13 protein-coding genes and 1 pseudogene are annotated in these 14,882 nt (G+C 68.2%); 5 read left to right on the forward strand and 9 right to left on the reverse strand.

Annotation, left to right across the window (positions count from 1 at the left end):
• Positions 1–3 precede the first annotated feature (3 nt).
• Genes ACOJVU_RS15790 through sucC form a run of 3 tightly spaced genes read right to left on the reverse strand, consistent with a single transcriptional unit; the run spans position 4 to position 3,645 of the window.
• Entirely contained in the window at positions 4–1,536 is a 1,533-nt protein-coding gene (locus tag ACOJVU_RS15790; RefSeq protein ID WP_421530641.1) for an acetyl-CoA acetyltransferase, read from the reverse strand.
• Positions 1,537–1,543: 7 nt separating this feature from the next.
• On the reverse strand, positions 1,544–2,446 hold the full coding sequence (gene sucD, locus ACOJVU_RS15795) for a succinate--CoA ligase subunit alpha (protein WP_421530642.1): 903 nt from the start codon (positions 2,444–2,446) through the stop codon (positions 1,544–1,546).
• A 17-nt stretch (positions 2,447–2,463) separates the two neighbouring features.
• Positions 2,464–3,645, reverse strand: a complete 1,182-nt coding sequence (gene sucC / locus ACOJVU_RS15800) for an ADP-forming succinate--CoA ligase subunit beta (RefSeq protein WP_421530643.1) — start codon at positions 3,643–3,645, stop codon at positions 2,464–2,466.
• Positions 3,646–3,988: 343 nt separating this feature from the next.
• Between sucC and ACOJVU_RS15805 the strand changes: the two genes are divergently transcribed.
• Entirely contained in the window at positions 3,989–5,059 is a 1,071-nt protein-coding gene (locus ACOJVU_RS15805; protein ID WP_421530644.1) for a M23 family metallopeptidase, read from the forward strand.
• Between the two features lie 4 nt (positions 5,060–5,063).
• Positions 5,064–5,648 (forward strand): hypothetical protein, encoded by a 585-nt coding sequence (locus ACOJVU_RS15810; RefSeq protein ID WP_421530645.1) that lies wholly within the window; start codon positions 5,064–5,066, stop codon positions 5,646–5,648.
• A 22-nt stretch (positions 5,649–5,670) separates the two neighbouring features.
• Here the strand turns inward: ACOJVU_RS15810 and ACOJVU_RS15815 are convergent, their stop codons facing one another.
• On the reverse strand, positions 5,671–8,016 hold the full coding sequence (locus tag ACOJVU_RS15815; RefSeq protein WP_421530646.1) for a UvrD-helicase domain-containing protein: 2,346 nt from the start codon (positions 8,014–8,016) through the stop codon (positions 5,671–5,673).
• 317 nt (positions 8,017–8,333) lie between these two features.
• Here ACOJVU_RS15815 and ACOJVU_RS15820 point away from each other — a divergent pair, with 317 nt between their 5' ends.
• Complete coding sequence (locus ACOJVU_RS15820) at positions 8,334–8,654, forward strand: chorismate mutase (protein WP_421530647.1); 321 nt, start codon at positions 8,334–8,336, stop codon at positions 8,652–8,654.
• Positions 8,655–8,760: 106 nt separating this feature from the next.
• Positions 8,761–10,425 carry a glucose-6-phosphate isomerase gene (gene pgi, locus ACOJVU_RS15825; RefSeq protein WP_421530648.1) on the forward strand — a complete coding sequence of 555 codons (1,665 nt, stop codon included), beginning with the start codon at positions 8,761–8,763 and terminating at the stop codon, positions 10,423–10,425.
• Here pgi and ACOJVU_RS15830 read toward each other — a convergent pair.
• A complete protein-coding gene (locus ACOJVU_RS15830; protein ID WP_421530670.1) occupies positions 10,395–10,982 on the reverse strand; it encodes a TetR/AcrR family transcriptional regulator in 588 nt (195 codons plus the stop codon). The two genes, pgi and ACOJVU_RS15830, sit on opposite strands and share 31 nt — an antisense overlap.
• A gap of 99 nt (positions 10,983–11,081) precedes the next feature.
• Here ACOJVU_RS15830 and ACOJVU_RS15835 point away from each other — a divergent pair, with 99 nt between their 5' ends.
• On the forward strand, positions 11,082–12,407 hold the full coding sequence (locus tag ACOJVU_RS15835) for an oxygenase MpaB family protein (RefSeq protein ID WP_421530649.1): 1,326 nt from the start codon (positions 11,082–11,084) through the stop codon (positions 12,405–12,407).
• A 26-nt stretch (positions 12,408–12,433) separates the two neighbouring features.
• Here the strand turns inward: ACOJVU_RS15835 and ACOJVU_RS15840 are convergent, their stop codons facing one another.
• The 4 genes and pseudogenes from ACOJVU_RS15840 to cobF all read right to left on the reverse strand — a co-directional run bounded on the left by ACOJVU_RS15840 (position 12,434) and on the right by cobF (position 14,811).
• On the reverse strand, positions 12,434–13,183 hold the full coding sequence (locus ACOJVU_RS15840) for an SDR family oxidoreductase (protein ID WP_421530650.1): 750 nt from the start codon (positions 13,181–13,183) through the stop codon (positions 12,434–12,436).
• 16 nt (positions 13,184–13,199) lie between these two features.
• Positions 13,200–13,667: a zinc finger domain-containing protein gene (locus ACOJVU_RS15845; RefSeq protein ID WP_421530671.1), complete on the reverse strand. Its 468-nt coding sequence runs from the start codon at positions 13,665–13,667 to the stop codon at positions 13,200–13,202.
• 150 nt (positions 13,668–13,817) lie between these two features.
• Positions 13,818–14,063 (reverse strand): annotated as a pseudogene (locus tag ACOJVU_RS15850) (DNA-formamidopyrimidine glycosylase family protein); the annotation flags it as partial.
• A 4-nt stretch (positions 14,064–14,067) separates the two neighbouring features.
• A complete protein-coding gene (cobF, locus tag ACOJVU_RS15855) occupies positions 14,068–14,811 on the reverse strand; it encodes a precorrin-6A synthase (deacetylating) (protein WP_421530651.1) in 744 nt (247 codons plus the stop codon).
• Between the last annotated feature and the right edge of the window lie 71 nt (positions 14,812–14,882).

Genomic DNA, 14,882 nt, shown 5'->3' on the forward strand with positions numbered 1-14,882 from the left:
CGCTCAGCGGGCAAAGCAGCGATTGCCGTAGTCGAAGGAGCGCACCCGCACCTCGCGCCCGAGCGGGTCGCCGTCGATGAGCAGCGCGATCAGCTCGTCGTCCTCGGTGGCGGACAGGAACCGGGTGCCGTCGTCGAGCGTGCCGATGACGATCCCGGTCGGGCGTCCGTCGTCGCGGCGGACCGTATAGGTCTCGACGGTGCCGCGACCGTCGGCGTTCTCGGTCACCGGCCGGGTCGGCCACCCGGCGACCTGCGCCTGCAACGGCGCGTTGCGGTCCGGCGTCCAAGGCACCGGGGTGGTGGAGTAGACGCCGACCGAGTACTTGCTGAGAATGCCGCCGTTGGCGCCGACAAGACCGAACCGTCCCGGCATCTTCCGCATCTGGGCGACGGTCTCGGCGACCGCGTGCAGCGCGTAGTTGTTGCCGGCACCGCCGAAGAACGGCAGCCCGCCGGTCAGGGTCAGGCCGCGCGGATCGTCGGGCGCGATGCCCATGCCGTCGCAGATATTGAACACCGGCACCGGAAAGCAGCTGTACAGATCGAAGGTGGCGACGTCGTCGACGCCGATTCCGGCCATCGCGAGCGCCTCGCGCACCGCCAGGACGGCAGACGGGGAGTGGCCGAGGTCCGGGCGGTCCAGCAGTGCTTGTTCCTCCAGGTCGGTGTGCCCGTGCAGATAGACCCAGTTGTCCTCGGGCACTCCCAGCCGCCGCGCCGCCTCCACCGACATCAGCAGCGCGGCCGCCCCCTGGTTGACCTGATCGCGCGCGACCATCAGCCGCGGGTAGGGCTCGGCGATCATCCGGTTGCGCTCGGTCACGGTGACCAGTTCGTCGACGCTGCGCTCGACCGGAGCGGCGGCGAACGGGTTGTTGGCGGCGACCTTGGTGAACGGCGCGAACAGCTCGGCCATGGTTCGCCGGTACTGGGCCGGCCCCTGTCCAATGCCGGCCCGGCGGGCGTTCTCCAGCAACGCGTACTGGATCGGCGCGCTGGTCAGACCATGGATGACCGTGTAGCGCGAGATCAGCTTCTCGATACCGTGGCCGCGGTCTTCCAGGTCGCCGTCCACGGTCTCGGCGAAGTCCGGTTTGCTGTCGCGGCCCGCCCAGTGCCGCAGCGTGGACGTCGCATCCGAGCCGAAGATCAGGGCGACGTGAGAACGGCCGGCGGCTATCCCGGCGGCCAGCTCGCTGATCAGATGCTGCGGCCCCTGGCCGCCGACGATCTCCAAGATCGCGCGCGCGGGGTTGGCGCCGAGGCGGTTGGCCACCGAACGCGGGTAGTTGTTCGAGCATCCCAGCACGGCCTTGGCGACCGGCCCGGAGATCTCGAACTGCCGGACCCCGGCCACGGTGTCCACGGCCGCCGCCACCGCGTCGACGTCTGCGCCGGAGTCGACGACGGCGGCACGGGAAGCGGCGGCGGCCAACTCGACCGGGGACATCGCCCGATAGCCGGGGTCGTCGACGCGCTCGGCGGACTGGCCGACGCCCACGACGACGGGCGTGTGCGGATCCAGGGTGGTCAAGTGGGGCCTACAGGCTGCTCAGGATCTCGCGGGCCAGCGCCGCGGTCTCCGACGGCGTCTTGCCGACCTTGACTCCGGCCGCCTCGAGGGCCTCCTTCTTGGCCGCCGCGGTACCTGAGGAACCGGACACGATCGCCCCGGCGTGGCCCATGGTCTTGCCTTCCGGAGCGGTGAATCCCGCGACGTAGCCGACGACCGGCTTGGACACGTTGGCCTTGATGTAGTCGGCCGCACGCTCCTCCGCGTCCCCACCGATCTCACCGATCATCACGATGATCTTCGTCTCGGGGTCCTGCTCGAAGGCCTCGATGGCGTCGATGTGGGTGGTGCCGATCACCGGGTCGCCGCCGATGCCGATGGCCGTCGAGAAGCCGAAATCGCGCAGCTCGAACATCATCTGATAGGTCAACGTCCCGGACTTGGACACCAGCCCGACGGGCCCGGAGCCGGTGATGGTGGCCGGGGTGATACCCGCCAACGCCTGACCCGGTGTGATGATGCCCGGGCAGTTCGGTCCGATGATCCGGGTCTTGCCGCCCTGGTCCAGGTTGTAGGCCCACGCGTAGGCGGTGTCCTGCACCGGGACTCCCTCGGTGATGACCACCAGCAGCGGGATCTGCGCGTCGATGGCCTCGATGATCGCGTCCTTGGCGAACTTCGGCGGCACGAAGACGACGGACACGTCGGCGCCGGTCTTCTTCATCGCCTCCTCGACGGTGCCGAACACCGGCAACTCGACGTCGTCGCCGTTGGCGTCCTTGTGCGACACCGCGGTTCCCGCTTTGCGGGCATTGACGCCGCCCACCACCTGGGTTCCCGCCTTGAGCATCAGCGCGGTGTGCTTGGTGCCCTCGCCACCGGTGATGCCCTGGACGATGACCTTGGAGTCCGCGTTAAGGAAAATAGACATGGGCCATGATTCCTTTTCTACTTGTTCGCCAGCTCGGCGGCTTTGTCGGCACCGGCGTCCATGGTCTCGGCCTGGATGACGAGCGGATGGTTGGCCTCGGCCAGAATGCGGCGGCCCTCGTCGACGTTGTTGCCGTCGAGCCGAACCACCAACGGCTTATTGGCCTCGTCGCCGAGGATCTCCAGCGCCTTGACGATCCCGGTGGCCACCGCGTCGCAGGCGGTGATGCCACCGAAGACGTTCACGAACACGCTCTTGACCTGGGCGTCGTTGAGGATCACATCCAGGCCGGCGGCCATCACCTCAGCCGAGGCACCGCCGCCGATGTCGAGGAAGTTGGCGGGCTTGACTCCGCCGTGCTTCTGGCCCGCGTAGGCGGTCACGTCCAGCGTCGACATGACCAGTCCGGCGCCGTTGCCGATGATGCCGACCTCGCCGTCGAGCTTGACGTAGTTGAGGTCGTGCTCCTTGGCCTTGAGCTCCAGCGGATCGGTGGATGCACGGTCCTCGAACTCGGCGTGCTCGGGGTGACGGAAGTCGGCATTGGCGTCGAGGGTGACCTTCCCGTCCAGCGCCAGAATCCGTCCCGGGTCCTCTTCGCCGTTTGACGGGGTGCGCACCAGCGGATTGACCTCCACCAGAGTGGCGTCCTCGGCGACGAAGACCTCCCACAGCTTGGAAATCGTGACCGCGGCGGCGTCGAGCACCTCGGCCGGCAGGTGACCCTGCTCGGCGATGGCACGCGCGAACGCGAGGTCGACCCCCTTGACCGCGTCGACCGGAACCTTGGCCAGCCGCTCGGGCTTGGTGGCGGCCACCTCTTCGATTTCCACACCGCCCTCGACGGAGCACATCGCCAGATACGTGCGGTTGGCCCGGTCCAGCAGGAAGGAGATGTAGTACTCCTCTGCGATGTCGCTGGCCTCGGCAACCAGCAGTTTCTTGACGATGTGGCCCTTGATGTCCATGCCGAGAATGTTCGTGGCGTGTTCGTAGGCATCGTTGGGGGTCGCGGCGTACTTCACGCCGCCGGCCTTCCCGCGGCCACCCACCTTCACCTGAGCTTTGACCATCACCGGGTGACCGATTTCGGTCGCGATAGTCTTGGCACCCTCGGCGGTGTCGGTCACCCGACCCGGCGTGCTCGGTACGTTGTGTTTGGCGAAAAGTTCTTTGGCTTGATACTCGAAAAGGTCCATGGGCTCACTGTCTTCGCTCGGCTTGCTGCTCGGCCTATCCGTCGGCGGTGCCCGAATCGGCAACGCGCACGGTGGCACTGTATCCACACCCCGGACGGGACCCGACGCCGCGTCCACCCATGTGGCGCAGGTCACGGCCTTTTCAGCTCACGCCCCGATGGTGAGTCGGATCACAAAATCAGTCGGATGGTGTCGCGAGGTTGCCAGTGGCTCCGGTCAACGGATAGCGTCCTAGGGTCCAGATAACGTTATGGTCACGATACGAGGACAGTCCAACTTGTCCCAGCACCGTTTATCCCAGCACCGTTTATCCCAGCACCGTTTAGCTCGTTCACCCGCCGCAATGGGGTCAGGTGATTCGCGCCGCAGGATGGACCGGCATCGTCACGACGTGACCGAAATCCTGCCACTCGACGGCTTCGACTTCGAGGCCCCCGATGTCGCCGACGACGTCGGGGAACTCGCCGAACTGGATTTCAGCAATGACTCCGTCTTCGACAACGGAGCGAGCGTCCTGCGGGCGCCCGAACTCGACGATCTCGACGCCAGCGACGACATGAGCCCGCTGCGGCTGTCCGTCCCGCGCCGGCTCGACGTCCGGGTGCACATCGAGCCGGGCACCGAGATCAGGGGGGGCGCGCACCCCGGCGATCCCGATGCCACCGAGGTGATTCCGGTGGCCCAAGTGATACCTATGGCGCGCCGCGGCGGCCAGCACCGCGTGCAACCCACCAGCGCGGCCCGGAGCCGGCTGCTCATCTCGGCGATGGCCGCCGGCGCGGCGGCCGCGGCGGCACACACCGCGACCAGCCAGGCGGACACCCCCAGGACCACGGCGGTGCTGACCGCGCACGCATCGGCACTCACCGGCGGGGCAGGCGTCGGCGCAAGCCGGGGAGCTCAGGTGATCGCCGTGCAGCCCGCGGCAGACGTCGGGGTCCACAACGAAGAACTCGCCAAAGGCGTTGCCTTCGCCAACGCTCGCGCCCAGCGCGAGGCGCGGTTGCAGCAGCCGCTCTACGTCATGCCGACGAGGGGCATGTTCACCTCCGGCTTCGGTTATCGCTGGGGAGTACTGCACGCCGGAATCGACATCGCCAACTCGATCGGAACGCCCATCCTCGCCGTCTCCGACGGCGTCGTAGTCGAGGCCGGGCCGGCCGCAGGTTATGGCGCGCTGGTCAAACTGCGCCATGCCGACGGCACGATCACGCTCTACGGTCACATCAATTCGACGTTGGTCAGTGCCGGCCAGCGGGTGATGGCCGGCGACCAGATCGCCACCATGGGCAACCGGGGCAATTCGACCGGACCGCATCTGCATTTCGAGGTGCTCCAGGGCGGCAGCCGACGAATCGACCCGCTGCCATGGCTGGCCAAGCGGGGCCTGAAACTGGGCAATTACACCGGTTGATCTGGTGAGCTCACCGAACGACCCCACTCGTCAGCGCCCAGCCGAGCCCGCGGCAGCGTCGCCCGGCTCCGCGTCGCGGATCATCCGGCGTGCGCCGACCGGCCCGATACCCCGGGCGCCGGGACCGACCACCGGCCAGTTCGCCCCCGCGCCACCCCCGGCGTATCGGGGCGGGGGTGGCGCGGGGAGTCGGGAGGGTTTTGCGGGTGCGCCGGACGATGCAGCGAGTGACCGGACTGCCGTCGCCGGGTGCGCGGTCAGCATCGTCAGCGGGTGGGCCACCGCGGTCGTGGCCACGGAACTGATCGCCGGCTGGTGGAGAACCGACCGCCTGTTCTGCATCGCCATCGCATTTCTCGCGTTGGTCTTTGCCGTGGCCACCGTCACCGGCGTGATCATGCTGCTGCAGCACCGCCCCCTCGGGCGATACCTGATCGTGGCCGGCGCGGTCGTCGCGGTGCTCACCTACGGCGGGGTGTTCATCGCAGGCGCCCGCGTCGCCTGGATCGTGCATGCCCTCCCCCTACTGCCGGTCGCCAGCGTGGTGCTGGTCATGCATCCGCACACCAAGCGTTGGCTGCAGGAATAGCCGCCGCTTCCCCGAGCGGGTTCTACAGCTTGCTGAGCGGGGCGTGGTTGTGCATCAGCTTCACCCGGCCGGAGCTGCCGAAGTCGATCAGCGACATCGCCGATTCGCCGGCGCCGGAGACCTCCTCGACGCGGCCCAGCCCGTACTTGTCGTGGGTGACCCGGTCGCCGGGCTGCAGCACCAGCAGCGGACGCTTGCCCGCCCCTGAGCGCGTCGGCGCGGCCCGCGGCGTACCGAACCGGCCGGCGCCGCTCACCGGTGCGCTGAATGACGGGGCGCGCGCCGTGCGCCGCCAGTCGATGAGCTCCTGCGGGATCTCCTGCAGGAAACGCGATTCCGGGTTCAGCATCGGCTGTCCCCAGGACGACCGTACGACGGCTCTGCTCACATACAGGCGCTGCCGGGCCCGCGTGATGCCGACATAGGCCAATCGTCGCTCCTCGGAGAGCTCGCCCGGGTCATCGAGGGCCCGCATGTGTGGGAACATGCCGTCCTCCCATCCGGTCACGAACACGACCGGAAACTCCAGACCCTTCGCGGTGTGCAGCGTCATCAGGGTGACCACACCGGCGCCGTGCTCGGGGATCTCGTCGGTGTCGGCCACCAGCGACACCCTCTCCAGAAACGACGCCAGCACACCGGCGTCCGGCAGGTCTTCGTCGTCCTGGTTTCGCGCCGACTCGTCGAGCGCCACCGCGTTCGCCTGGTCGGTGCTGAATTCGTGCGCGACGCTGACGAGTTCGTTGAGATTGTCCAGCCGGGCCAGCTCCTGCGGGTCACTCGAAGACTCCAGCTCCCGGCGGTATCTGGTGCGCTCGAGCACCGACTCGACCAGGTTGCCGAGGTCGTCATCAAGTCGGCCGCGCAGAGCGTCGAGCATCTCGACGAAACCGGCGATCGCCTTCTCGGCGCGGCTGTTGAGCATCGGCACCTTGCCCTCGGCGGCCGCGACGAGCGCGTCGGCGAAGCTCGCACCGGTGTTCTCGGCGTATACCGCCACGCAGGCCTCGGCCCGGTCGCCGATCCCCCGCCGCGGCGTGTTCAGGATGCGCCGCATGCTGACCGCATCGCCGGGGTTGTCCAGCACCCGCAGGTAGGCGACGATGTCGCGGATTTCCTTGCGCTCGTAAAACCTTACTCCCCCAACGACTTTGTAAGGAATCCCGGCGCGGATGAACACCTCTTCCAGCGACCGCGACGAGTTGTTGGTGCGGTAGAAAACGGCCGTGTCGTTGTAGGTGAACTCGCCGCGATCGACCAGAGCGTCGATCTCCTCGGCCACGAACCTGGCCTCGTCGTGCTCGTTGTCGGCGACGTAACCGACGATCAGCTCCCCGGCGCCGGCGTCGGTCCACAGCCGCTTCTCGCGCCGTCCGGAGTTGCGCGCGATCACCGAGTTGGCCGCCGACAGAATGTTCTGCGTCGAGCGGTAATTTTGTTCCAGCAGAATCGTCGTGGCATCGGGATAGTCGCGTTCGAAGTCCTCGATGTTGCGGATGGTGGCCCCGCGGAACGCGTAGATCGACTGATCGGCATCGCCGACCACGCACAACTCCGCCGGCGCCAGGCCGTCGGGTGCGGCCGCGCCGTCGCGGCCGACCAGCTCCCGCACCAGCACGTACTGGGCGTGGTTGGTGTCCTGGTACTCATCGACCAACACGTGGCGGAACCGCCGCCGGTAGTGCGCGGCGATGTCAGGGAAGGCCTGCAGCACCGCCACGGTTTCGCCGATCAGGTCGTCGAAGTCCAGCGCGTTGGCCGCCCGCAACCGTCGCTGGTATTCGGCGTACACCGAGGCGACGGTATGCGCCAGGCCGTCGGAGGGGTCCGACAGTTGCGCGAGGTTGTCCGCGGCCTGCGCGGGATCGATCAGCTCGTTCTTCAGGTTGGAGATGGCGTTGGCCAGCAGGCGCGGCGAATGGCGCTTGATGTCGAGCCCCATGTCGCGGCCGATCATCTGCAGCAGGCGGCGTGAGTCGTCGGCGTCGTAGATCGAGAAGTTGGAGTTGAGCCCGGGGATCGACGACGCCTGGTTGCGCAGGATGCGCACGCAGGTGGAGTGGAAGGTGGACACCCACATCGAGGGCCCGGTCCGGGCTCCGACCAGCTGGACCACCCGTTCGCGCATCTCGGCGGCGGCCTTGTTGGTGAACGTGATCGCCAGGATCTGACCGACCCCGGCGCCGCGCGCGCCGATCAGGTAGGCGATGCGCCGGGTCAACACCGCTGTCTTGCCCGAGCCGGCACCCGCGACGATCAGCAGCGGCGAACCCTCGTGTACCACCGCCTGGCGCTGCTGCGGGTTGAGGCCGTCGAGCAGATGGTCGGCTTCAGGGGTGGGCTTGGCATCGGTTACGTGCACAGTCATGACGGTCCAAACTTACCGCCGTGCACCGACGGCACGGGGCCAAGTCGGGAGGCGCCCCGACGGTGCACGGCGGAGAACGTGGCCGGCCACGTCGCGTCGCCGCGGCTGGTGAAGGATTTTGCTGGGCGCGGCCCCAGGTGGCACACTCGATTCGTGCTCCACGCGCAGCATCGTCGGTGGCCCTCCGACCGGGATTGGGCAAGCCGATTTTTCTCTGGGTACCGGCCAGCGGTGCCCAGGGTGTAGCTGCCTTCGCAGAGCCCCGTGGTCCGCTTCGGCGATTCGGGGCTCGTCTCTTTTGTGAGGCCCGATACCGGATGAGACCAGAACCCCCACATCACGAGAACGCGGAGATCCAAGAGATGAACACCGAGATGGCCGTCAGCCAACCGGCGGCCGACATCGAGGAGTTGCGCGCGGAGATCGACCGGCTCGACGCCGAGATCCTCGCCGCGGTGAAGCGGCGCGCGGAAGTGTCCCAAGCGATCGGCAGGGCCCGCATGGCCTCCGGCGGCACCCGGCTCGTGCACAGCCGCGAGATGAAGGTCATCGAACGCTACAGCGAACTGGGTCCCGAGGGTAAGGACCTGGCGATACTGCTGCTACGCCTGGGCAGAGGCCGGCTCGGTCACTCGTAACCGCGAATTTCCGCGGTGCGGCAGCGGATTGCGCCGGCCGCCGCGCGCCGGCGCCCGGCGTCGCCAGAGGTGGCTGCCTCCCGTCGGGCCGCATTAAGGTCGGAACATGACCTTCGTGCCCGCCCTCCCCGACATCACCGCCACCAGAGCGTGGGACGCCCTGCGCAGGCACTACGACCACATCGGCGACACCCACCTGCGCCGGCTCTTCGACGACGACCCCGAGCGTGGACGCGAACTCACCGTCACGGTCGGCGACCTCTACATCGACTACAGCAAACATCGTGTCACCCGCGAGACGCTGCGGCTGCTCGTCGACCTGGCCCGCGCCGCCCACCTCGAGGAGCGCCGCGACCAGATGTTCGCCGGCCGGCACATCAACACCTCCGAGGACCGCGCGGTGCTGCACACCGCCCTGCGGCTCCCCCGCAACGCCGAACTGGTGGTCGACGGCCAGAACGTGGTCGCCGACGTGCACGCCGTCCTCGATGCCATGGGGGACTTCACCGACCGCCTGCGCAGCGGGGAATGGACCGGGGCCACCGGGAAACGCATCGGCACCGTGGTCAACATCGGCATCGGCGGATCGGATCTGGGACCGGTGATGGTGTACGACGCGCTGCGCCATTACGTCGACGCCGGCATCACGGCGCGCTTCGTCTCCAACGTCGACCCCGCCGACCTGACCGCGACCCTGGCCGATTTGGACCCCGCCACCACGCTGTTCATCGTCGCCTCGAAGACATTCTCCACCCTGGAGACGCTGACCAACGCGACGGCCGCGCGCCGCTGGCTCACCGACGCACTCGGCGACGCCGCGGTGTCCAAGCATTTCGTGGCGGTGTCCACCAACAAACGACTGGTCGACGACTTCGGCATCGACACCGCCAACATGTTCGGGTTCTGGGATTGGGTCGGCGGGCGTTACTCGGTCGACTCGGCGATCGGGCTGTCGGTGATGGCCGCCATCGGCCGTGCAGCCTTCGCCGACTTCCTGTCCGGATTCCACATCGTCGACGAGCATTTCCGGACGGCGCCACTGGAGTCCAACGCGCCCGCCCTGCTGGGCCTCCTCGGCCTGTGGTATTCCGATTTCATGGGCGCCCAATCACGCGCCGTGCTGCCCTATTCCAATGACCTGTCCCGTTTCGCGGCCTACTTGCAGCAGCTGACCATGGAGTCCAACGGCAAGTCGACGCGCGCCGACGGCACGCCCGTCACCACCGACACCGGCGAAATATTCTGGGGCGAACCGGGAACCAACGGCCAGCACGCGTTCTACCAGTTGCTGCACCAGGGCACCCGGTTGGTGCCGGCCGATTTCATCGGCTTCAGCCAGCCCCTCGACGACCTGCCCACCGCCGAGGGCGACGGCAGCATGCACGACCTGTTGATGAGCAACTTCTTCGCCCAGACCCAGGTGCTGGCGTTCGGCAAGACGGCCGAGGAGATCGCCGCCGAGGGAACGCCCGAGGATGTTGTGCCGCACAAGGTGATGCCCGGCAACCGGCCGTCCACCTCGATCCTGGCCGACCGGCTGACCCCGTCGGTGCTGGGCCAGCTGATCGCCCTCTACGAGCATCAGGTGTTCACCGAGGGTGTCGTCTGGGGCATCGATTCGTTCGACCAGTGGGGTGTGGAGCTGGGCAAGACGCAGGCCAAGGCGTTGCTGCCGGTGCTCACCGCCGACGCGGCCCCCGAGCGGCAGTCGGACAGCTCGACCGACGCCCTCGTTCGTCGCTACCGCCGCGAACGAGGGCGCGCCGGCTGAGCTCTCGCGCCGAGACGCCGCACGAAGGCCCGCAGGCGCTCGGCGGTCGCGGCCTGAGGGTCTTCGAGGTGCAGCCGCAGCAGCTCGCGCCCGGCGGCGTGCAGGATCCGGGCGGTGTATTCGGGCTCATGCAGGCGGGGGTGTATCCGCAGCAGTTCACGCACGAAGAACTCGATCACCACGGCCTCCGCCTGGGCCAGGCGTTCATAGAGCCGCGGCGGAGCACCCTGCGGCGGGAACAGGAACAGCCGCCACGTCGCCGGGTGGGCGTCGACGGCGGCCAGCACGCCGTCGAACGCGAGCACGAGCGACTGGTTCTCCGCGGCATCGTCGAGCCCGGAGACCGCCTCGGCGAACTGCTCGCCGGCCCGCGCCGCCTCCCGCTCGATCAGTTCGACGAACAGCCCCGCCAGATCCCCGAACCTCTGATAGATCAACGACCGGTTGATGCCGGCCTCGTCGGCGATGCGATTGGGCGTCGCCGCGTGGAACCCTTCGGCGTCGACGATCGAGTGCGTGACGTCGAGAATCTGCTCGCGCCGCCCCTGCGCGGTCATCCGGCGCTTCGGGGCGTCCACGGTGGTCACCCTTGACAGCATAACTAACAAGTTGTGAGTATTACTCACCACGCGTTCGTCAGCCGGAGGTCGCCTGCCATGCCCAGCGTCGCTTACTACCCCGAACTCGCCCAGCGGGTCCGAAGCCAGCGCGATCTGCAGCCCGATCTGTACGGCGACTTCGACTTCGACCGGCGGCCCGACCGCCTGGCCACCGAGCCCGAGGCGGAGTCGGCCCTGCCCGCCTGGATCGCCGAGCGCGCGGAGATCCTCGCCGACGACCGCGTCGTCGAGTTGATGAGCACGGCAACACTGCTCGGCGACGTCGTGGCCGATCCCTACGCCGCGCTGATGGCGACGCACAGCGTCACGCACCTGATCGACATGCTCAAGACGGCCTGCCGCGAGGGCATCGAAGCCGTGCCCGAGGCGCCCCCCGAACTCGCGGCGTTCATCGCCTCCATGGAGGCCACCCCGGAGTGGATCGACTTCGACCTGGTCCGTGAGGGCGCCCGCCAGGAGCGCATCCCGGCCGCCCTGCTGGCGCCCTTCATTACCCGGGGTGCCTTCGTCGCGACCTTCACCAACACCTACGCCGCTCTGCCGATGGCCCTGACCGGGGCGCTCTCGGGCAAGCGGGCCGCGCGGCGGGTCAACGAGACGGCCAGTTTCTTCGCCGTCACCACGCTCCCCGGCGCGCTGGATCGTCACGGCCCCGGGTTCGAGGCGGCCGCCATGGTCCGGTTGATGCACTCGATGGTCCGCTACAACGCCCTGAAGAAGTCGGACAAATGGGATGCCGCGGTCTACGGGATGCCCGTTCCGCAGGTCGACCAGATGCCCGCCGGCATGATCGGCCAGTACCTGTTGGCCCGCAAGGCGCGCCGGGAGGGCCGCACCGCGTTCACCGCCGCCGAACGCGCCGTCGTCGAATTCGCGAGGTACCGCTGCTTTCTGCTCGGCCTGCCCCAGGAACTGCTGCCCGCAGAACCCGCCGACATCGTCCACGTCATGCACGCGCGTTCGGCGCTGCTGCGCCACGGATTCGACACCATCTGCCAAGAGCTCGTCCGCGGCACGATGGCGGCCTACCTGCGCCCCGACACCACCCTGTTCGACCGGTGCGCCGACGCGGTCGAGAAGAGCTTCAGCAAGCTCACGTTCGTCCGCACCTTCTGCAATGGCGATCGCGAGATCGCCGAGACCATGGGCGTCTCACTCGAGGCGACGGATCTCCTGCGTATCGCGCTCACCGCACCGTTCATCATCGGACGCTTCACCGCAGTGAGCCACGCCAGCCGCATCCCCGTGCTGCGCGACATCACCGATGCGTACGTCATCGGGCTGCTCAAGCTCCGGCTCGTGACCTATGGTAAGCCCGAATTCACCACCGATGCAACGCATTACACGCCGGTTCCACACTGAACCGAAGCGGCGGCTGCCGGCAGGGCTCAGGCGAAGAACTTGGTCAGCGGGGCCGGCAGCACCCGCATCAGCTGCACCAGCGGCGCCCACGGCCACCACGGCACCGCCGCCCGTCCGGGTTCGCGCTCGATCGCGGCGACCAGCGCCTTGACGCCGGTCGCGTTGTCCACCATGAACAGTGTGCTGTTGGACTTGGCCGTCATCTCCGACTCGATGTAGCCGGGCTCGATCACCGACACCCTGATGGGCCCGCGGCCGTATTCGGCGCGCAGGGATTCACCCAGCGAGCGCATGCCGGCTTTGCTCGCGGCGTAGGAGGCCTTGACCCCCGGCACGCCCCTGGCTCCCAGGACCGAGGAGATCAGCACCAGGTGGCCCGATCCGCTCTTGGCGAACATCTCCAGCGCCGTTTCGATCTGCACCAGGGCGGCAACCAGATTGGTCTCCAGCGTCGCCTTGTTGGCCCACACCTTGCCGGAACCCAGCCGGGCGCCCTTGCCTACGCCGGCATTGACGACGACGCGGTCGATGCCGCCCAGCTCGTCGGAAAGCTCGCCGAAGACCTTGGGCACCTGCTCGTGGTCGTTGACGTCGAGCGCCGCAATCGCAATCCTGGCTCCCGGATACTGTTGTGCGAGTTCATTTTTCAACTCGTCGAGCCGCTCGGTGCGGCGGGCGCACAGCGCCAGGTCACGGCCCTTGGCCGCGAAGGACCGTGCCATCCCGGCACCCAGGCCGGAACTGGCTCCCGTGATCAGGATCTTCTGACGAGTCACCTGGGCAGCATAGCGACTACTTCAGCAGCCGCGACATGCGGCGGTCGGCCAGCACCTTGCCACCGGTCTGGCAGGTCGGGCAGTACTGAAACGCCTTGTCCGCGAAAGACACTTCGCGGACGGTGTCCCCGCACACCGGACACGGCAGGCCGCTGCGGGCATGCACCCGCAGCCCGCAACGCTTCTCGCTCTTCAGCATCGCGGCGCCCTGGCCGACGGAGCGCCTCACCGCGTCCGTCAGGACCGACACCATCGCGTCGTGCAGGGCGGCAACCTGTTCGCCGGTGAGCTTCCCCGCCGTCGCGAACGGCGACATCGTGGCGACGTGCAGGATTTCGTCGCTGTAGGCGTTGCCGATGCCGGCGATCACCTTCTGGTCGGTGATGACCGTCTTGATCCGGCCGGTGTTGCCGGCCAGCAACCCGGCCAGGTCCTCGGGACCCAGTTCCAGCGCATCCGGGCCCAGGGTGGCGATGCCGGGCACCGTCTTCGGGTCCTCGACGAGCCACACGGCCAGCCGCTTCTGGGTGCCGGCCTCGGTGAGGTCGAAGCCCGGCGCCTCTCCGGGGGTGCCCAGGTGGACCCGCAGCGCGATCGGGCCCTTGGCCGGCCGCAGCGGCGCGGCGGCCGGCTTGTCCGACCAACGCAGCCAGCCCGCCGAAGAAAGGTGGGCGATCAGCCACAGTTCCCCGGCGTGCAACCCCAGATACTTGCCCCACCGGGCGGCGTCGACGACGGCTTGGCCGTGCAGCGCGCCGATCGGCGGGTCGACCGTCTTGAGCACCGAAGGCGCGCAGACATCGACGCGGCCGATCGTCAGACCGACCGAATGACACCGCAGCTGGTCGACCAATGCTTCGACCTCGGGCAATTCGGGCACTTCTTCAGTCTGCCGCCCTCAACAAATAGGTGTCCATGATCCAGCCGTGCCGCGCGCGGGCCTGCCTACGCACGGCCGCGATGCGCGCACCGACCTCGCCGACCGTCCCGGCCATCAACAGCTCGTCGCTCGTCCCGAGATAGGCGCCCCACCAGATCCGGGTCTGTGCCGGACATGCCTGAAAGGAGCAGTCGGCGTCGAGCATCACCACCGCCGAGCCCGACATGGGATGCTCGCGCAGCCGCCTGCCGGTGGTGATCAGGACCGGTTCGCCGACCTCGTTGAGCGGGATGCGGTGCCGGGCCGTCAGCGCCTGCACGGCGGTGATGCCCGGGATGACGTCGAAGCTGAACTCGACGTCGGCCGCGACCGCGTCCAGAATCCGCAGCGTGCTGTCGTACAGCGACGGGTCGCCCCACGCCAGGAATGCCCCGACGCCGTCGGGACCCAGCTCCTCGCGAATCGCCGCCGACCAGATGCGGGTGCGGGCCGCATGCCAGTCCGCCACGGCCTCCCGATACTCGCCGTCGGCGGCGCGCTTCGGGTCGGCCAGTTCGACGAAGCGGTAGCCCGGCTCGCGGATGAACCGCGCACAGATGTCCCGGCGCAGGGCCACCAGGTCACTTTTGCGTTCCCCTTTGTCCATCGCGAAGAACACCTGCGTGTGGTTGAGCGCTTCGATCGCCTGGACGGTGACGTAGCCGGGATCTCCGGCGCCGATCCCGATGACGTGAATATGGCGGCCCAATAGACTCTCCTGACGCGTCGTGGCTGGGACCAAGGTTGCCGATCGACACCACAACGATCTAGTCGGGACCT

Origin of the sequence: Mycobacterium sp. THU-M104, assembly GCF_049197365.1 — a bacterium.
Lineage (GTDB): Bacteria > Actinomycetota > Actinomycetes > Mycobacteriales > Mycobacteriaceae > Mycobacterium.